The sequence below is a fragment of the Nostoc sp. MS1 genome (genome assembly GCF_019976755.1).
In the GTDB taxonomy this organism is placed as follows: domain Bacteria; phylum Cyanobacteriota; class Cyanobacteriia; order Cyanobacteriales; family Nostocaceae; genus Trichormus.
This window is the reverse complement of record NZ_AP023441.1, coordinates 4551385-4571798: the sequence shown is the minus strand read 5'-3', so window position 1 is coordinate 4571798 and position 20414 is coordinate 4551385. Positions and strand designations below refer to the sequence as shown.

Annotated in this window: 13 protein-coding genes; 3 read left to right on the top strand and 10 right to left on the bottom strand. The window is 38.4% G+C overall.

The window, feature by feature from the left end; all coding sequences use genetic code 11:
* Positions 1-5 precede the first annotated feature (5 nt).
* Positions 6-5426: an ATP-binding sensor histidine kinase gene (locus NSMS1_RS19810; RefSeq protein WP_224086475.1), complete on the bottom strand. Its 5421-nt coding sequence runs from the start codon at positions 5424-5426 to the stop codon at positions 6-8.
* 842 nt (positions 5427-6268) lie between these two features.
* Here NSMS1_RS19810 and NSMS1_RS19805 point away from each other — a divergent pair.
* Positions 6269-7327, top strand: a complete 1059-nt coding sequence (locus tag NSMS1_RS19805; RefSeq protein ID WP_224086474.1) for a DUF1350 family protein — start codon at positions 6269-6271, stop codon at positions 7325-7327.
* Between the two features lie 195 nt (positions 7328-7522).
* On the opposite strand, the gene NSMS1_RS19800 is transcribed toward NSMS1_RS19805, so the two are convergent.
* The gene (locus tag NSMS1_RS19800) at positions 7523-8797 is read right to left on the bottom strand and encodes a serine hydrolase (protein ID WP_224095288.1); all 1275 of its coding nucleotides are present in this window, start codon (positions 8795-8797) and stop codon (positions 7523-7525) included.
* A gap of 718 nt (positions 8798-9515) precedes the next feature.
* On the opposite strand from NSMS1_RS19800, the gene NSMS1_RS19795 reads away from it, so the two are divergent.
* Positions 9516-10151, top strand: a complete 636-nt coding sequence (locus NSMS1_RS19795) for a sugar transferase (RefSeq protein WP_411908692.1) — start codon at positions 9516-9518, stop codon at positions 10149-10151.
* Here NSMS1_RS19795 and NSMS1_RS19790 read toward each other — a convergent pair whose 3' ends face one another.
* The 7 genes from NSMS1_RS19790 to NSMS1_RS19760 all read right to left on the bottom strand — a co-directional run bounded on the left by NSMS1_RS19790 (position 10152) and on the right by NSMS1_RS19760 (position 17648).
* The gene (locus NSMS1_RS19790; protein WP_224095287.1) at positions 10152-10991 is read right to left on the bottom strand and encodes a carbohydrate ABC transporter permease; all 840 of its coding nucleotides are present in this window, start codon (positions 10989-10991) and stop codon (positions 10152-10154) included.
* A 231-nt stretch (positions 10992-11222) separates the two neighbouring features.
* Positions 11223-12242 carry a catalase family protein gene (locus tag NSMS1_RS19785; protein ID WP_224086472.1) on the bottom strand — a complete coding sequence of 340 codons (1020 nt, stop codon included), beginning with the start codon at positions 12240-12242 and terminating at the stop codon, positions 11223-11225.
* Positions 12243-12393: 151 nt separating this feature from the next.
* Positions 12394-12984 (bottom strand): 5-formyltetrahydrofolate cyclo-ligase, encoded by a 591-nt coding sequence (locus tag NSMS1_RS19780; protein WP_224086471.1) that lies wholly within the window; start codon positions 12982-12984, stop codon positions 12394-12396.
* A gap of 117 nt (positions 12985-13101) precedes the next feature.
* Complete coding sequence (locus NSMS1_RS19775; RefSeq protein WP_224086470.1) at positions 13102-14046, bottom strand: GDP-L-fucose synthase family protein; 945 nt, start codon at positions 14044-14046, stop codon at positions 13102-13104.
* Between the two features lie 22 nt (positions 14047-14068).
* Complete coding sequence (gene gmd / locus NSMS1_RS19770) at positions 14069-15148, bottom strand: GDP-mannose 4,6-dehydratase (protein ID WP_224086469.1); 1080 nt, start codon at positions 15146-15148, stop codon at positions 14069-14071.
* A 485-nt stretch (positions 15149-15633) separates the two neighbouring features.
* Positions 15634-16392: a sugar transferase gene (locus NSMS1_RS19765; protein WP_224095286.1), complete on the bottom strand. Its 759-nt coding sequence runs from the start codon at positions 16390-16392 to the stop codon at positions 15634-15636.
* A gap of 110 nt (positions 16393-16502) precedes the next feature.
* Entirely contained in the window at positions 16503-17648 is a 1146-nt protein-coding gene (locus NSMS1_RS19760; RefSeq protein ID WP_224086468.1) for a glycosyltransferase, read from the bottom strand.
* A gap of 285 nt (positions 17649-17933) precedes the next feature.
* Between NSMS1_RS19760 and NSMS1_RS19755 the strand changes: the two genes are divergently transcribed.
* The gene (locus tag NSMS1_RS19755) at positions 17934-18872 is read left to right on the top strand and encodes an NAD-dependent epimerase/dehydratase family protein (RefSeq protein ID WP_224086467.1); all 939 of its coding nucleotides are present in this window, start codon (positions 17934-17936) and stop codon (positions 18870-18872) included.
* 121 nt (positions 18873-18993) lie between these two features.
* Here the strand turns inward: NSMS1_RS19755 and NSMS1_RS19750 are convergent, their stop codons facing one another.
* Positions 18994-20292 (bottom strand): cation:proton antiporter, encoded by a 1299-nt coding sequence (locus NSMS1_RS19750; protein WP_224086466.1) that lies wholly within the window; start codon positions 20290-20292, stop codon positions 18994-18996.
* Positions 20293-20414 lie beyond the last annotated feature (122 nt).

Sequence of the window (20414 nt, the reverse complement as noted above, 5' to 3'; positions counted from 1 at the left end):
AATGACTAAACAGGCAGATTAATAATAAACTGTGTTCCTTCACCAAGTGCAGAAATACAACTTAATTTACCACTGTGAACTTCTTCAACGATTTGTCTGGCGATCGCTAGTCCTAAACCTGTGCCTTTACCTATACCTTTAGTAGTAAATAAATGGTCAAAAATCTTTTGTCTGACTGCTTCGCTCATGCCTGTACCATTGTCAGCGATGATGATTTTGACATTTAAGTCCTCCATTGATGTTGTAATGGTGATGCGGTTGGGTTTTGCTTGAATATCTTTAAAACTTCGTCCTGCGTTTGATTCTTCTAAGGCATCAATTGCATTGGCAAGAATATTCATAAATACTTGATTCAATTGTCCAGGAAAACATTCAATTGCAGGTATATCACCATAGTTTTTGATGACTTCAATTTCTGGGCGTTGTTCGTTAGCTTTGAGACGATGTTTGAGAATTAAGATTGTGCTGTCAAAGCCTTCATGAATATCAAACTTGACTTTATAATCTTTGTCGGCGCGGGAGAAAGTTCTTAAACTAGTGCTGATATTCTTCAAGCGATCGCAAGCTATCATCATTGCATCAACTATCTTAGGCAAGTCTTCTAAACTATATTCCAAGTCAACTTCTTCGGCATGGTCGATAACTTCATCTCCTGGATTGGGGAAGCTTTGTTGATACAATCTCAAGTGGTCGACTATATCAGTAATTGTTGGTTGAGCTTGCTCCAAACTAGCAGAAATAAAACCCAAGGGATTGTTCATTTCATGGGCTACCCCTGCTACTAAGTTACCCAGTGCAGACATTTTTTCGCTTTGAACTATTTGCAATTGAGCTTGTTGTAAATCTTGCAATGCTTGTTGAGCTTGCTGATACATCCTGGCATTCTCTAATGAGATAGCAGCTTGCGAAGATAATAGATTGATGACTTGTAGGCGGTCATTAGTAAACACCCCTTGAGTAAGTTTATTTTCTAAATAGAGAATGCCTACTAAATGCCCTTGATTGATAATTGGTGTACAAATAATACTCTTGGGTTGATGGGTTAACATATATTCCCCAATTACCCCAGGAATGTCAGTTTGTGAGTTGTCTATGACGATTGTTTGTTGAGTATTTTTCACATAATAGATGACTTTTTTAGGGATTTCTTGACACTCATCTATTGTTTGTGATTCCAGGATAGTTCGTACTTGAGTTTGAGAAGTTTCCTGCTTATCAATGAAAGTAATTGCTCTGACTTGCCAAACATCATTTTGAGGAAGCATCAGTACAGATTTTTTCGCCCCCGAAGTTTCTAAAATAATTTGAGTCAGGTTGGCAATAAGTTCATCAATTTCGATGGAACTGGAAATTGCTTGAGCAGCTTTGAGAACAGAGGTAAAATCTAGCGCCTCAGAAATACTACTGCTGGAAGTGTGCGTAGATGCGGAAGTTCCTGAAAAGCCTATAGTTGAGAGAGTTTCTGTAAACGGACGGAAACGGTGTTCTTGTTGTTGCAAGATAGGTTGAAGTAGTTGTAAATAATGCTTCTCTAAATCATCTGTCTTGGCTTTAGCTCCCCAACGAGCATAACCGTAGTAAGCTTCCTGCATATAGCCTTGGGCGACTTGTTCTTTACCAGAGTTGAGGTAGAACTTGGCTGCGAGTTCGTTGGCGAGAGCTAATTCTTGAATGTAACCGTTTTCTTTAGCTTGGGCGATCGCAGTATCATACAAGTTAAAAGCTGCAAAGTTCTGTGTTAAAACCCGTTGCAATTCTGCTTCTACTAAATTGTACTTGTGTAGATAGTTAGCTGGGGCAAACTCTGACCATTTCTGCATCTGTTGTTGATTGGCTGATACTTTTTGCAGATATTCTTGTCTTTCGACATCATCAGCTATGTCACAAAGCGCCAGTAAACTCAAAGATTGATAGAAATTTCTCAAAGGAATAATCACTAAGCCAGTTGCACCTTGTTCGTACTCTTCAAACTTGCTGGCAAACTCAGCAGCGTCTTGGTATTTTTCAAAGAAGTACGATAGTAAAGTTTTAGCTAAATAGACATAACAAATACCGTTAATATTTCTATTAGCAATTAATCCTGCTAAATCTTCTGTTTCATCAAAGCTAGTACCAGAAAGAATCGTTGGTTCATCAACGCTACCTTGCAAGTTCAAAACTGTTTGTCGCCAAATATTTCCCCAAACTAAAGAAACTTCCTGTTTAATATCTGCCATTAACTTACAATATTTTTGTGCTTCCGATTCGGCAAATTCTAAATATTCACCTGACCAGAATAAAAACTGACAATAGCAGTTAGCACAATAACCAACATATTCTAAATTACCAGTCTCTAAACCACTTTCTAACCCCTCTTGGAACAATTTTAAAGCAGATTTAATGGGGTCTTTCCAATGCTTAATGAATAAACTATACGTAAGGTAAACTCTACTTTTTAGTTCTTTAGCAGAAAAACGCTCTAACATTTTTACAGCTAAGTCACCAAATTGGTAGCCAGTTTCAATATCGCCCATACCGCATAACAATAAGCCATAAAGACTATAAGCGATCGCAGCTTGGGGAGAGTTACCAGATTGAATACATATTTTTACCATTGTGAAAATCTTCAAGGGTAACAAAGCCGGTTGGGCGATGTAAACTGGTGCAAACAAACCTGAGAGGATTTGTAAAGCAAACCGTTGATTAGGCTCCTTGAGTTCTGGTAAATTGGCTAAATCTTGAATTACGCGATCGCCTAGTAGGAGCTTGACTTGCTCATGTTCATTGATGGTAGTTTGGCGATCGCAGTCTTTCGGTAAAGTTACACCTAATAAACTCAAAGCTTCTCTACCAGCCTCTATTGCTTCGATAAATCTATTTTGGGCTGTGTAAGATTGAATTTGAATTTCGTAGACTTTGACTTTCTCTAAAGCTGTTCTGGCTTTTTGTAGAGTCAAGTCTATCAATTTTTGGGAAGCATCAAAGTTAGTATTGAGATATTCTGATTCTGCGGCGGATTCGTAAAGTGCTAAAGTTAGTTCATATTCCTGCTCCCAACTATTAGCCGCTAACAACTTCATGCCAAGATCAAAATAACTAACAGCAGCCGCATAAGCAGTAGCTGATTTTGCTCTAGAACCTGCTATGAGGTTCAGTTGAGCTAATTGATATTTCTGACCTTGTTCTTTAATTAAATCAATCCCTAAATTTAGCTGATTGACAATATTAAATATACGATGTTCAAGTTCTCGCCCATCTGTATTATTTAGTAGTAAATAGCCAATATTTAAGTGAGTTGCTTGTTTTTTGTGTTCAGGAATTAGAGAGTAAGCTGCTTGCTGTACACGATCATGTAGAAATCTATAATTGGCAATTTGTGAATCAGCATCGGTAAAATTGTTATAGTTGGCATCATCTCCATAACCTTGGTAAAACTTATAAACTTCGCTAGTAGGTAAAATTAGACCTTCCCGTAAAGCACTCCATAAATCGGCTGCCACTTCAATGCGTGAATGTTGACAGATAATAGTTAAAGTTTCTAAATCAAATCGGTTGCCAATACAAGCGGCTAATTTCAAAATATCTTGGGTGGGCTTTGGCAATTTCTGCAACTGAATTGCCATAAATTCAACTACATCATCAGTCAGGGCTAGAGTGCTAATTTCCGCAATATCACACTGCCAATAACCTAATTCAAAATTAAATGTAATTAATCCCTCTTGATATAATGTTTTGAGAAACTGATTATTGAAAAATGGATTACCTTTGGTTTTTTGATACACTAAATCCGTTAAAGGTAAAGCAACTAATCCAGGACAACTAAGGGTATCAGCTATTAATTGGTTAATGTCTAATTTATGGAGTGCTGTTAGGGTAATTGTGTTGACAGTCGCCCCTGTTTTTGTTATCTCATCACAAGTGAAAATTAAAGGATGAGTAGCAGAAACTTCGTTATCTCGATAAGCGCCAATAATTAATAAATAGCCTCCATTGGCTTCACTCATCAATAACTGCATCAATTTTAAGGAAGCTAAATCTGCCCATTGCAAGTCATCTAGGAAAATAACTAGAGGATGTTCTGGGGTTGTGAAAGTGGCAATAAATTTTTGAAACAGCAAGTTAAAGCGGTTTTGAGCCGCATTACCAGACAATTCTGGAACTGGAGGTTGTGAACCGATAATTTGTTCTAATTCAGGAATAACGTCAATAATTACTTGTGCATTATTACCCAAAGCTGTCAGGATTTGCGTTTTCCAGTATTGTAATTGAGTATCACTTTCACTAAGTAGCTGTCCCATCAATTCCCGGAAGGCTTGGACAAAAGCCGAGAAAGGAATATTTCGGTTAAACTGGTCAAATTTCCCTTTAATAAAATACCCATGTTGCCGCACAATGGGTTTGTGGATTTCATTGACTACAGCCGTTTTACCAGTACCGGAGAAACCAGCCACTAACATTAATTCTGTGCTACCATCGGCAACGCGGTCAAAAGCTGCAAGTAAAGCTTTGGCTTCTGCTTCCCTACCGTAGAGCTTTTCGGGGATAATGAAGCGATCGCAAATATCCCTTTTAGCAATTTCAAAATAGGTAATCCTTCCTGTGGTCTCTAACTGAGATAGACATTTTTGTAAATCATATTTTAAACCTAAACTACTTTGATATCTGTCTTCGGCATTTTTAGCCATTAATTTACTCACAATATCACCCAAAACTTCGGGTATTGCAGAGTTAATCTCATTCATCGCAGGCGGATGTTTAGCAATATGGCAATGTACCAACTCCATCGGTTCAGAGGAAACAAATGGTAATTGTCCTGTTAGTAGTTCAAAAAAAGTCACACCCAAGGAATAGAAATCACTGCGATAATCTATTCCTCTGTTCATGCGTCCAGTTTGTTCAGGAGATAAATAAGTCAGAGTTCCTTCTAAAACGTTGGGGCTGACAATTGTTTGAGTCTGTTTTGGCAGTAAAGAAGCTATACTAAAATCTATAAGTTGGACTTTTTTAGTTTCTGGATGAATAAGAATATTTCCAGGCTTTATGTCTTTATGGATAACACAACTTTGATAGAGATAATCGAGACTATCCGTTAATTGCAGGGCTATTTTGAGAAACTCTAATGAACTTAATTGGTTAGTCTTAGTATATTCTTGAAGGGAAATTCCCCCATAATCTTCCATCACTAGTGCATAGCTATTGCCATAAGGTTCTAAGCTTAAAAGCTTGACAATATTAGGATGATGAAGATTTTTGGCAATAGTATATTGATTGCGAAATTGTAGCAGTTCGTTGAAAGTAGGAAATTCAAGCTGTAATAATTTGATGACAACGCCTTGCTGATCTGCAAGTCTAATGGCTCGATAAACTTCTGTCTTGTACCCCTGATAAATTTTCTTTCTTAGTTCATAGCCGTTAATACAGGGAACTTGACTAATTCCTGTTGTCATCTCTAATCTCCAAAACTCAATAGTTATTTATCAACAAGTAAAGATTCTCGTATCCACCCAAATTTATTGTTCCCAGAATCAAATTTGAATTAACTTATTTTAAGCTAATTGTTTAAAAACACATATAAATGTCATTTTTAATCATCTACTGAACATAATATAAATATTTATTTATCTTTAATTAAGGATTACTAATCTATCTAATAAAAAATTAGTAGAGATGCTAAATATCCAAAATTATCACTTACAAGTAAATGGATATTCTGTCAGTATTTATTAGCAAACAGATGTTTTTATGGCCTATTCTCTTTAAACTAGCGCAACCTCACGTAGAGAATGAGAAAAATTCTACTTAGTTAATTGGATAAATTTCTGGAAAAGGTGATTCTGCTTCTGTATAACCACTTGTCCGTAAATAAATTTTATCAGGAGTTAGGGAAAATCAGAGAAATCGCCGCTTGTAATCTGATACGAATTTTCGCATCGGTATAAAAATTACAAGCTGAATCAGGCGATATCAACATCAATAAAAGCATAAATTTTCAAGGCTTATTAAGCTTTACATATGATTTGGGCTATGTGCCAAGGGTAACTACTGAGAAATTGTAAATAATAATCACGAATAATTGGCATTTTTACTTAGTCTCAAGTATGACTTGATCAGCACATTTTCAGCCAAACATAAATATTTTACTTCTGGATTAATAGTTTTTAGTAACCAAAAATCTTGGCATAGCTATTAGTTTGAGGATTCCAGAAGTAGTTGTAAATAGTTCAATATCATTGTCTTCTCAAGATTGAGAATGACTTCAATTTGTGACATTTATCAGGTATTAACAATTATGAAAACAAAACTAAGATTTCAACCTGTATCTCATAGTTGGGTTGCTTTACATCCAAAACCCAAAGGTGTCATTCAATTTATTGGTGGGGCTTTCTTTGGTACTTTTGGCCCCATGCTATTCTATCGCTATTTGCTCAGATATTTGTTTGATAATGGCTATACTATTATTCTTTTGCCCTTTAACTTTACCTTTGATCATTATGTAGAATCTGGTTTCCTCCTCAAAGAAGAATACGAAATTATTCCAGAGCTAGTCAGAAGGGCAAAGTTTGCCGGTTATGATTATGACGCTTATTTAAGCGATCGCAATTTCTCATGGATTGGTCATAGTATTGGCTGCAAGTATGTTACTCTGTTAGAAGCCTTTTCAGCCTTACCTAGAGAACCCGAACAACTAGAAGCTGTTATTCGAGATATAGTCACCAAAACATCAAATCCATCGGCAACTGCCAAAAATGAACGTAAGATTCAAACTATCGTTCAAAACCTAGAATCATTAATTAATGACCTTAAACAAAGACGCGCTAGAGCTACTCAATTAATTAAGTACTATCTTGGCAAAGAGCAAGATACTTACTGGGACAGAATAGAAGACCCAAATATCGATAGAACTTACTTCAAAAACCTCTTCATTAAAGGTCAGATATCAATACTTTTAGCTCCTGTTAATAGTGGGACTGATAGTGCGATTCCTAAATTTTTAGCCAAGTTTATTGATAAGTTAGGGTTAGGAGTTAAACCTAGTCCTCAAGAAACTTTCGCTTTAATTCAGGCTACCAATCTTTTTAATCTCCTGGGATTAGTTAGTTTTAAATCAGACAAGCTTGCAAAATCAACTTGTGAGTGGTTTATTAATACCTTCAAAAAACCCCCAGCAGATTTACAAAATAATTTAGCAGGTGGTCATTTAAAACCATTAGGAATTAAATTAGGTGGCTATGTTATTAATTTACCCGATAGTCTACCGATAATTGAGTCGCCACAACGACGCAATTCTGAGTTGGAAATATATGTAAGTAAATTACTTCAGACTTTGGAAAAAGAACGCTTATCATAGGGTTTGTAGTTTTACTATCCTTTTCCTTTCTCCATAGTCTGCTTGTGCCTCACTATCAATTGTGAAGTAAAAACTAAAATGAGTAAGCCAAGAATCATAGTTGAAACTTTCTGATTCTTGGCTTTTAACTTCTAAATTTTATTTAGTCATACAGACTAAAGTCTTTACTCCGAACTTATCGAGTAAAACAGTTTATTAAAAATTGCTGGCTGATTTTGGTTGGTCAATATAGCTATATACTAAGCGAGAAACTTGATTGATAAAAGTCTTGGCTCTAGCATCACCGAAAGGTCTAGCTACCATAATACCTGCTAAATAACGCTTACCAGAAGCTGTTTGGATAATTCCTGCATCTGCTAAAACTCTTCCTAAAGTTCCTGTTTTATGTGCAATTGTTGCGCCTTTACCAAGACCAACAGGTAACAAACTTCTGTTATGACAACGGCTCATAATATCCATAACTTGAGCGTTACTGGTAGAACTGATCAACTTGTTGTTAGATATCAAAGCTGCTAACCGGACTAAATCTTTAGGACTGGTTTTGTTAGTTCCCTTGAAGTCTCCCAATAAATTGCGAATGACAGTATTTTGTAATCCCCAACTACGGAATCTTTGGTTCAATACATTTTTACCACCCAAGCGATCAATAATCATGTTTGTGGCGGTATTATCGCTGATAATCATCATTTTGTTGACAGTTTCCATCAGGCTGTATTTAGCGCCTGCTTTGCTATATTGCATGGTTCCCGAACCACCAGCCATTAAGTCACGTCTCATCACTAGAGTTTCATTCGGGTTAATTCTACCAGCCTCAATTTCTTGGAACAAAGCAATCAGAATCGGAAACTTGATTGTGCTGGCTGCGGCAAAAGTTTTTTCGCCATTAATGTCTAAATATTCACCCGTTTCCATATCTAAGAAAAACATACCGGGTGATAGAGAACTATAGCGATTCATCAATTGTTTAATTTGCGAATCTAGTTGGGATATTTCTCTACTTAAAGGCACAACTCCCGCAAAATCTAGATTCTGGCTTACAGGTATATTAATTTTTTCTTCGCTTGATGCTGTATTATCTGCTTCTTGTTTAATAGCGGAGAAGCTGATAATCCAATGTGAGGCGGAATCACCTTTAATGACTAATTTATCGGGGGTAGTTGTATAACCAGGTGCTAACTCAACAACAATTCTTGTAGTATTATTTTCAACTTTACCTAACCGAATTTCTCGTACTGCGGCTCCAAAGTTCCGACGTTGAGTGTTGGTTGAGAAGCTTGTACCCGGAAGGTCAATAACAATTCTGTCTGGATTATTAATCAAAAACGCTGTTGGTTTGACCTCTGAGTCAGTGGTGATATTGAGTTGATTCTGTGTTGGGTCAAACTTCCATGATTCTAAGCGAGCTGCATTTGCTGGAGTAGATAAAAGAATTGTGCTGACAAGACCGAGTAAGAGAAAAGGTGACTTCATGCGTGTGAGTTGTGAGGAGCTACAAGATGATTTGACATATTTCCCGGCGTTTTTTAATTGTTCCGGAAATGTTGTAGGAAAGTGATAGTTGAGGCTATTTTCTGACATCGAGACGTTCACAGATTCAGATAGTTCCACTGCAAACTCAAGGAATTAAAGCTGATACTTTAACCTTGTGAGTAACGATTAGTCAACAGTAAATCAATATATTCTGTTAGCAACAGCTTGTAAAGGTATCAGTAGTAGCCGCAGAAAATAAAACTAGCCTTATCAACATTACAATGAATGTTGACTCTATAGATAGCAAAAGCCCCTGACTTTCACTCAATATTTTTCTTTTGAGGTAACGACTTATCTAAACTGACTCAGTTTATTTAGGTTATTTTGACTAATACTCATCAATATGCCAGCCTGAATATAGCTATTTCACCCCACTCTTCTAATTCTGGCGATCGCCAGGCCTACAAGATTTTTTCTCCAAGCTTCACTAAAACATCATCAAAACTTAAACTGTCTCAATTAAATTAAAAGATTGTATGAACTCCTTAGAGTACCTTTTTAATAAAAGAAACTTTTCGGGGTATATTGACACTTAAGATAAAGTTATCTTAACCGTCGAAAAAATAGTAAGATTTAACATACAGTTATGTCTGTACATGATTCTCATCCTACATCCAAAAGTTTTGCTGTAGATGGATTAGCTGTTGTGAATTATCAGATGAGTGTAAGGTTTGGACAACAACCTTTACACCCTTCCAGTCTTAGTATTACTAAAAGATTAATTGATATTTTAGGCGCTATTATAGGACTTTTGATTACAGCTATAATTACAATTCCTATAGCCATATTGACAATTATTAGTAACCCCGGCCCAATATTTTACTCGCAAGTTCGTTGTGGTTTAAACGGTAAACAATTCCGCATTTGGAAATTCCGTTCTATGGTGGTAAATGCCGATAAGATGAAGCATTTAGTCAAAAATCAAGCTCAAGGTCACATCTTTAAATCGGTGAACGACCCACGTATCACACCTATAGGTAAATTTCTGCGATGTACTAGTTTAGATGAGTTTCCCCAATTCTGGAATGTTTTGCTGGGGGATATGAGTTTAGTAGGAACTCGGCCACCTACGCCTGATGAAGTGATTCATTATGCACCGCACCATTGGCAAAGATTACGAGTTAAGCCAGGGATGACTGGAGAATGGCAAACTAAAGGTCGTTCTAATATCAAGGATTTTGAAACTATTGTACAGATGGATTTAGATTATCAACGTAAATGGTCTATAACTTATGATTTAAATTTGATACTTAAAACAGTCTGGGTAGTGATAAAAAAAAGCGGTGCTTGTTAGTTAACCTTTAACACCACTGCCAATATCTGTTTCTACAATGTAACGCTGCAAGATTAGAAATAGTATTAGCACAGGTGCGATCGCAATTACTGAACCAGCCGCCACTAACCGCCAGTCAAGAGAGAACGTCCCCGCTAATTTTGCTACACCTAAAGGTAAGGTATACAAGTTCTCATCTTGAATGACAATTAAAGGCCACAAAAAGTCACTCCATGAACCGATAAATACAAAAATCGCTAAAGTTACCAAAGCTGGTCTGACGGCTGGTAACATAATGTGCCACCACAACCCTAACTCCGAACTTCCATCCATTCTGGCAGCTTCTTCTATTTCTTTAGGGACACTCATAAAAGCTTGCCTTAAAAGGAAAATACCAAAAGCAGAAGCCAAGCTAGGAAAAATCATTCCCAAATAAGTGTTACGTAATCCCAACTGCACCGTCAAAATATACAGTGGGATCATGACTATTTGGAAGGGAATCATAATCGTAGAAACGATCGCAATAAAAATCCAATCTCTCCCCGGAAATGATAGTCGTGCTAAGGGGTAAGCCGCTAAAGCAGAAAATAACAGATTTAAGCCTACAGTCAGCACCGCTACTAAGGTACTGTTATATAAGTATTGAGCAAAGGGTAAAGCATTCCACACCTTAAGAAAGTTATCTAGAGTGGGTTGCAGTGGTAATAATTGGGGTGGAGACTGAAAAATATTTTCTGTAGGCGACTTTAAAGCAGTGCTGATGAGCCACAGTAGAGGGAAAAGAGTGAGTAAGGCGATCGTACCTAATAACCCATACATTACCAGGATTCGCCACCTTGAGTTTTGCATTTTCCAATTCATCAGCTTCCCTGCCATCGAAATTACCAAGCCAATCAACCAAGTTTAACTAGTTTTATAACAAGTTAATTATCGCAAATCAAAGGATTTAATACCCCTTCCTACAAAGTAAGAGCGCCGACTTCCGGCACTCTTATTTTGCGCTAAATCTACACGTAGTATCGTATTATCATATTCAGACCGGATTTTAATCCCGTCTGAATATGTCTTTAATTTTGAATTTTGAATTGATAATTATAGTGGCTGGTCTTGAACTACATCATAAGGTTGTGGTTCCCGTAAGCGTTGCGCTACTTGTTCGCGTCTAACTTTCGCCAACTCACTGTAGAGCTTTTTGCGAGACAAATTTACGCTACCTACAGGCTCATGTTCTGGTATTGTATGCCAAGGAGAGAATAACAGACCCTCATCTAAGCGTTTGCGTTCCTCAAAATCAAACGTCTGGCTAGGAATACGCACTGTTGCCACTTTAATAAAAGGTGAGTCGCTTTCTTGCCACTCTTGAACGAGATTTTCAATCGGTGTTTTTTCCTCATCTACATAAAACTGAATGAGAAAATCAAAATATGCCTCTCGTTTTTCTTCAGTCAAATACTTAACTATTGCTTCCCGCAAATAATTTTCTGCTTCTGGTAGTGTGGCTGGCGGTTGTTCGGGTTCTTGCGGTTTCACAGAAAATTTGACAATGCGTTCTCCAAACTTAAAGGGAGACATACTCCAATATTGAGTCAACAAGGGATTAGCAACTTTTCTGCTGACAACTTTTTGTAAAGTAGCAAAAGCATAAGCAAGTTCTTGTGTCCGTTCTGGACTAAGCAACCCACTACCAGCTTTAAAAATATCGGCGTAGTCACGAATGTCTTTGGTAAAGAAGGTAGGGAAACTATTAAGGATGAAGTCTTGGGTTTTTTCTTCATCATCCAACACCTTGACACCATCTACATTCATCACCTTGATGGCAATACCCCGGACATCAGGCTGGCTATCAGAACGTAGCTTACCACGCTTTTCTGGCGCACCACCACTAGAAAAGCGAATCCAAACTGGGTAGGTTTGTGGTGTTTTAAACAAACCTACTTGTAGATTTTCAGGAAGATTGGGTTCGATGATAAACTCTCCCCAAATCAGACCATGACTTTTAGTATGAATTTGCCGTAAGTCTGGGCCATTTTGCATTTGAGATTGCAAGCTACTTGCTAGCACCTCATCAGTCAATGCTTCCTGTTCAGTCGTAGATATAGGTGGATTACTCATTGAATGGTACTCCGTGTAGGAATGATATCCCTTAACTTCCAGGCTTCAAATCCGAGTTCTTCGGTTGAAACAGAAATTGAGAGATTTTGATGGCAATAAAATTTTTATCCCGTAAGGATGTTAACACGGGTAGTCTTTTGTGAAGGTTAAATTATCTGTGTTGAATTTGTGTTAGCCTTAGCTGATTTTCCGTTATGACCCCTTGCAAAGGCTGATCCCAACTTTCTACAGGCAGTTGGGGTACATAGGCGAAATCAAAAATAACCCCAATAGTAGGCTTGTTTAACCATTCTGGAGAACTCAACAAGCGGTCATAATATCCACCGCCATACCCCAAACGGTATCCTTGGTAGTCACAAGCAACACTGGGAACGAGAATTAAATCAACTTCAGCAGAATTAATAATTGGCGCTTGCGGTGATGGTTCTTTGATACCGTAAGCATTAGTAAATAAAGGTGCTTCAGGTGTCCAACTATGCCAGTGTAGGGATTCACCAACGCAGCGAGGAAAACCCCAACGGTGTGTAGTAATGGCATATAAAGGACTGAGGTCTGGTTCTTGACGAAAGCTGAAATAAGCAAGAATAGTTTTTGCTTGAGTAAAAAGAGGGGAAGATTGCAACAGAGTACAAATGCGATCGCTTTTTTCTCGCCATTCCCCAACAGAAAAAGACCGCCGAGTTTTAATTAAATCCCGGCGTAGTTCAACTTTAGTTTTTTGATAGTTACTTGCTTGGTTCAATTTTCCGTATTGGAGGTAGGAGGCAATTGACAGTTGACAGTTGACAGTTGACAGTTGACAGTTGACAGGTTAATTTCACTGTCCATTGTCCACTGTCCATTGTCCACTCCCCACTTCCTAGTTAGCGTTTTGCCGATACCAATCAATAGTATTCTTCAATCCCTGCCTAAAGTCTACTTGGGCAGTGAAATTAAAGGCTTGCTTTGCCCGTTCGGTATCCAAGCAGCGACGGGGTTGACCATTGGGTTTATCGGTTTCCCAAACAATTTCACCGTTAAATTCCATCAATTCGCAGATAAGAGTAACTAAATCGCGGATGGAAATTTCGTAACCTGTTCCCAAGTTTACGGGTTCAGACTCATTGTAGAACTGAGTTCCCATGACAATACCCCGCGCTGCATCTTCAGAATAGAGAAACTCGCGGGTAGGACTGCCATCACCCCAGACAGGAAGTTGTTTATCACCTCTGACTTGGGCTTCGTAAACTTTCCGAATTAAGGCTGGGATGACATGAGAACTGCCAGGGTCAAAGTTATCTTCCGGCCCATATAAATTTACTGGCAGCAAATAAATACCGTTAAAGTCATACTGCTGACGATAAGATTGCAACTGCACTAGAAGCGCTTTTTTCGCAACTCCATATGGGGCATTAGTTTCTTCTGGATAACCATTCCATAGGTCATCCTCTTTAAATGGTACTGGGGTAAATTTGGGATAGGCACAAATTGTACCTACACACACAAATTTTTCTACTCCAGCTTGATGGGCTGCATGGATTAACTGAGTTCCCATGATCAAGTTATCGTAGAACAACTCGGCGGGTTTTTCCCGATTAAGTCCAATACCGCCGACATGGGCTGCTAAGTGGATAATGACATCTTGTTGATCTACTGCACGTTGGCAGTTTTCCCACACACGCAAATCTAAATCACGCGATCGCGGTACAGTAATCTTTTCCGTATCAGCCCCAGCCTGACACAGCTGATCTATCACCTGACGACCTAAAAACCCTGCCCCACCAGTGACGAGAATCCGTTTATTGTTCAGTTCTAAGGAAGTCATATTTTCATCCTTGGCAGATTAATCAGAAGTGGAGTACGCCCAGTTCTTGCCGAATAGTAGCAAGATCCTGTGGTAGCAGTGAACCATTACCGTTGGGTGAAGTCTGACCAAGGGCTTGTAAGTCTGCTTCTACCATTAATGCCACCAGTTCCTCAAAGGTGACAGAAGGTTTCCAGCCCAATTTTTGTTTTGCTTTAGTAGGATCACCAATTAATAAATCTACTTCTGCGGGGCGCAGATAACGCTCATCAAACTCTACATATTCTTCCCAGTTGAGATTTACATGATTAAACGCCAACTCTAAAAATTCGCGTACAGAGTGGGTTTCGCCTGTAGCAATCACATAATCATCTGGTTGCTCTTGCTGTAACATTAACCACATCGCCCGGACGTAATCCTTTGCGTAACCCCAGTCTCGCTTGGCATCAAGATTACCCATATAGATGTTCTTCTGTTTGCCGGCAACAATACGGGCAACTGCTCTAGTAATTTTCCGGGTAACAAAAGTTTCTCCACGCCGAGGAGATTCATGGTTAAAAAGAATACCGTTACAAGCAAACAAATTGTAAGATTCACGGTAATTTACTGTTTGCCAGTGAGCGTAAACTTTTGCACAAGCGTAGGGACTGCGTGGGTAAAATGGTGTGGTTTCGCTTTGAGGTACAGCTTGTACTAAACCATACATTTCTGAAGAACCAGCTTGGTAAAAGCGTACTTCAGTGCCTGTACGGTGCTGGTAGTCACGAATGGCTTCTAATAACCGTAGCGTCCCCATGCCTACAGCATCTACTGTATACTCTGGTGAATCAAAGCTGACTCGCACATGGGATTGAGCGCCTAAGTTATAAATTTCTGTAGGTTGAACTTCTTCTAAAATCCGGCGTAGCGTCGTGCCGTCGGTTAAATCACCGTAGTGTAGAAATAACCTCACCCCTTCTTTATGGGGGTCTTCATAAATGTGATCGATGCGATCTGTGTTAAAGGTAGAAGTCCTGCGAATAATACCATGTACTTCATAACCTTGTTCTAATAAAAATTCGCTTAGATATGAACCATCTTGACCAGTAATCCCTGTGATTAATGCACGCTTATTTTGGCTCATGCTTTGTCTATTTCCTTTTTCTGTTATGAAATTTTCCAGGTCAATTGATACAACCTAGCAGGTAATCTCTCAATTACCTAACGGTAAACTTACGTGTTTTAATGAACAGGTGGATTGTATCGTAAATAAATATACTTAACAAAGTGTAAGTTTTCCCGAAAAATGAAACCTTGAGGTTGACAAATCAAGTTATTTAGGGCTTTTTAGCCATGTTCTTAAAGATTTGATGAATATTTTCTTTGTCAAAACTTTATACTGATGGTAGTTTTATTAAGCGAAAATTAATTATACTAACCTTGTTTTTAGAGAAAGAGCTATTGTCTTGAATTTTAGAGCTAGATAACAAGATTAGATTTTGTTTGATTTATATATCTTCTAATTAATGTTTAATAGGTAAATTATTAATTTATTACCAATCATCTAAAGTGCAAAAGATATTTTGATTAAGGGGCAAGTAATGCCCCTAACTAAAAGAAACGTTTTTGTTAGTACGCTCCGTTATTTTTGGGCATGATTACTACATCAATTGTTTTCAATATTATCCATAGATCCAACCAAAGAGTTCTAGATTTAACATAATGTAAATCTATTTGCACTCTCCGGGGATAGGGAATGTCATTACGTCCAGAAACTTGCCATAACCCAGTAATGCCTGGTTTTATTGTCAAAACTTGCTCAATATGATGACCATATTTTGGTAGTTCTTCTGCGACTAGAGGACGGGGGCCAACAACGCTCATATCCCCTTTTAAAACGTTCCAGAATTGTGGAAATTCATCCAAACTAGTAATTCGCAAAAATCTGCCAATCTTAGTAATTCTGGGGTCTTTTTTGAGCTTAAAGCTGCTTTCAAATTCCTGCCGCAACTGAGGCGATGTTTCCATCATCTGTACGAGAATCTCGTCAGCATTAGTAACCATCGTTCGGAATTTAATGCAGTTAAAGGGTTTGTAGTTTTGACCAATTCTTTCTTGGACATAAAAAATTGGGCCTTCTGAGCTTAAAGCAATCAGCAAGGCCAAAATTAAGTAGACTGGTGAGAACAGAATCAACACCAACAACGAAAATACGATATCGAAAAGTCTTTTCGCAAACTCTCCGTTTATACCTTGCAAAGACAAACCTTTGGGTTTGATTTTAGGTGTCTTTGTTTTTTGACCACGCTTGACAGTAGAACGCATAGACGAGCTAGCATTTTGCTGTAAGCGTCGTTTGCCGGAGAGGAGTGAACTCTGGGCAGTCATCATACTCCTTAATAATCCACACCACACATAGTCCCAATCTTAAAGCCAAAAGGAGGCGCATCTGGGGTTAAATTGCCAAAAGCATACAAAACAATTACAAAAAATTTTGCCTAACTGGCTAAATTAGGCTTTTTTTGATAACACTGGTCTACAAAATCTAGATAGCGCTTGGCAAAGTTTTGTGGGGAAAACTCCGCAGCGTGCGATCGCATATACTCAGGGTCAAGAGCATCTTGATACATTTCAAATTTTTCCACTGCCTCCACCAAAGCTGCTTCTGTTTGCATTTTAAAAAATATACCTGTTCCTGTATCTTTATAGGATCGTACATCTCTTACAGTTTCCGTGGCACCCCCCATGCCATAAGCAATTACTGGAGTCCCACAAGCTTGTGCTTCCACCAAAGCTATGCCAAAATCCTCACGGGCAGCATAGACAAAGGCTTTGGCTGTTGCCATGTATTTTTTAACTACATCATCAGGTTGCCATCCCAAAATTTGAATATTAGAGTTAGCTAGCTGGCGAATCTCTTGCATTTCCGCACCTGTACCGATAATTACTAATGGTCTTTGTAATTTATTAAACGCCTTAACAATGAGAGATACTTGTTTATAACTTACTAACCGGGAAACTGTCAGATAAAAATCCTCTTTTTGGGGTATAAAAGGAAATTCTGCGACATTTACGGGGGGATAAATAACTGTGGCTTCCCGCCGATAGCAACGCCAGATCCTTTGAGCTGTGTAATGGGAATTGGCGATGAAGTAGTCTACCCGATTTGCACTTAACACATCCCATTGGCGGAGGCGATGCAGCAAATATCGGGTTATACAACCAGCTACACCACTCCCTAATTTGCTATACCGTAAATAATCGAAGGTTAAGTCCCAGGCGTAACGCATAGGACTATGACAGTAACAAATATGTAATTGGTCAGCAGTAGTTAAAACTCCTTTAGCTACGGCATGGGATGAAGATAAAATTACGTCATACTGGCGTAAATCCAATTGTTCAATAGCCAAAGGTAAAAATGGCAAGTACTTTTGGATACCATTACGAGCGAATGGCAAGTGTTGGAGAAAAGTTTTGCCAATCTGACGTTGATATAAGTAACTTTCAGGATTTTGAGACTCAAAGTCAATGAGGGCGTATAAATCGGCATCAATATGATTCAGGATTTCTCGCACCACGAGTTCTGAACCGCCAGTGGCTTTTGGTGTCAGCCACTCATGAACAAGAGCATATTTCAAGGGCACAGCTAACTTTAAGATGTAGAAGATAACTTAAGCAATGTGTGAGGTTAACTGCAAAGTTTCCCTTTGTAACGAAGACATAGGAAGCCCCCAGATAAAACCTTAAGACGTAATTCTTTCACAAGATGTTCCAGAGGGATACAGCAACCTGATAACCTCAAATCAGAGGCTAGGGAGTAGGGAGTGGACAATGGACAATTGACAATTGACAGTGGACAGTGAATTTAGCCTGTCAACTGTCAACTGTCAACTGTCAACTGCCTCTAAAAAACACAGGGATGGTAACGTATGCGAATTTTGATTATTGGTGGTACTAGGTTCATTGGGGTTTATCTAACTCAAATTCTGGTGGAACAAGGACATGAAGTAGTCCTTTTTAATCGTGGTAATCGACCGCTACCAGCTTTACAGGGAGTAGGACAAATTATAGGCGATCGCACGGATGCCACGCAGCTTAAAGATAAATTGTCACAAGAAAATTTTGATGTCGTTTTTGACAATAACGGGCGAGAGTTAAGTGATACTCAACCACTGGCAGAAATTTTTCAAGATAGGGTGCAGCATTTTGTTTATATGAGTTCTGCGGGGGTTTATCTCAAATCTGACCAGTTACCCCACATTGAGGGGGATAAAGTAGACCCCAAAAGCCGCCATAAGGGTAAACATGAAACCGAAGCCTATTTACAAGAAAAAGGATTACCCTTTACTTCGATTCGTCCTACATACATTTACGGGCCGCGTAACTATAACGATTTAGAAAGCTGGTTCTTTGATCGCATTGTACGCGATCGCCCGATTCCTATTCCCGGTAATGGCTTACATATCACTCAACTAGGTCATGTCAAAGACTTAGCCACGGCAATGTCGCAGGTGATTGGGAATCAGCAGGCGATTGGACAAGTTTATAATGTTTCTGGCGATCGCTATGTCACCTTTGATGGTTTAGCCCGTGCTTGCGCCCAAGCCGTAGGTAAAGCGCCAGATGACATTAAAATTATCCATTACGACCCGAAAAAGTTCGACTTTGGCAAACGCAAAGCCTTTCCCATGCGGGTGCAACATTTTTTTGCATCAGTAAATAAAGCACAAACTCAGTTAAATTGGCAACCCCAATATGATTTAATTTCTGGATTAGCTTATGCTTATGAAAATGATTATTTAGTAAATGGACGCGATAAAGCCGAAATAGATTTCTCTGTAGACGAGGAAATCATCCAAGCTGAGTAAATGAGTGCTGAGTCAGGAGTATTAAAAATTCTTAATTTTGCGAAAAGTTCTGTAGGCGGGTTTCCCGCCGTAGGAAACTTTTCAAGACGAATTTTGAATTTTGAATTTTGAATTGATTCTCCTACTCAACCTCACTCAAAGTTTCCGGCGCAGATGCTTTCTGTTCTTTAGAAATGCTGCGTTCGTACCAATTCATTAAGGGTGTAGTAGATATGCCATGTATAATCACAGAAACTACAACAGTGGTGTAAGTGATCCAAGCAATTTGTTCGCCCGCTTCATTTTTTAAACCATTACCTAAAGCGTAGGCAAGATAATATAAAGAACCAACACCACGAATACCAAACCAGCCAAATAACCAACGGGTTCCCGGATGGAAGTTGCGGCGGTGGGAGTCTAAAGGACGTTTGCCAATGGTGCTAATCCAGGCTCCTACAGGCCTAATAATTAAGAATAGGAAAATGACGATAATAAATGATTGATAGGCATAATCAACTATTGGTTTCCATAGCAATATTGAACCTAATAATAAAATTGTACCAATTTCTAAGAGTCTTTCTAATCGTTCAACAAATTCTAATTGTGTTATTGGTCTTTCAGGGTTGCTATAACTATCTTGGACGACTAAACCAGCAATAAATACCGCTAAAAATCCATAACCATTAACAAATTCTGTCAAAGAATAAGTTAATAAAATTGCACTAATAGCAACAAAATCTTCCATCAAGGCATCAGCAGAAAGGCGATTTTGCACTTTTTGATCAATCCAAACTATGGCTTTACCTACAACAAAACCCATTACCAAAGCAGAAGCAATCGCCCAAATTAAATCAACTGCTACCCATTGTTTAAACCAGTTATTCCAATTGTTATCTTTAATGGCAAAAAGTCCAAAATAAACAAAGGGAAAAGCTAAAGCATCATTTAGTCCACCTTCGGAAGTTAAACCGAAACGTAATTCATCTTTGTCATTGATATCTGTTAGTTGAACTTCCGAGGCTAACACTGGGTCAGTAGGGGCAAGAATGGCTCCTAATAAAATAGCTTCTCCCCAACCCATGCCTAATAAAAATTTACTTACAAGGGCTATGCCAACAATTGAAATAGGCATTAAAAAGCCGATGAGACGGCTTGTAATATCCCAAACACCACGTCTAAATGGATTTATAATTTTTAATCCACAGCTAAAGACGGAAACAATAACTACAAATTCTGTGATTCTCTCAAGTAATGCGGCATTAAATACATCATCTTGCCGTAATTTAATCAAATTAAAGCCGTAAGGGCCAAGAATTACACCTACAAATAAATATATCAGTGCGAATGATAGAGGTAAACGCGATATCCAACCCGAACCTAATGTAACAGCTAGCAAAAGTAGACCAATTACAAATAGTTCAACAACATAACTGTCTACCATATAAATTATGTATAAAAAAATAAATCTTCTCAGTTATTCTAGTGGCGATCGCTGATTTGTATAAAATATCTAGGGATAGATTTTATAAAGTTTTCTTCCAGTTTTTTCTACTTCTGTTAGCT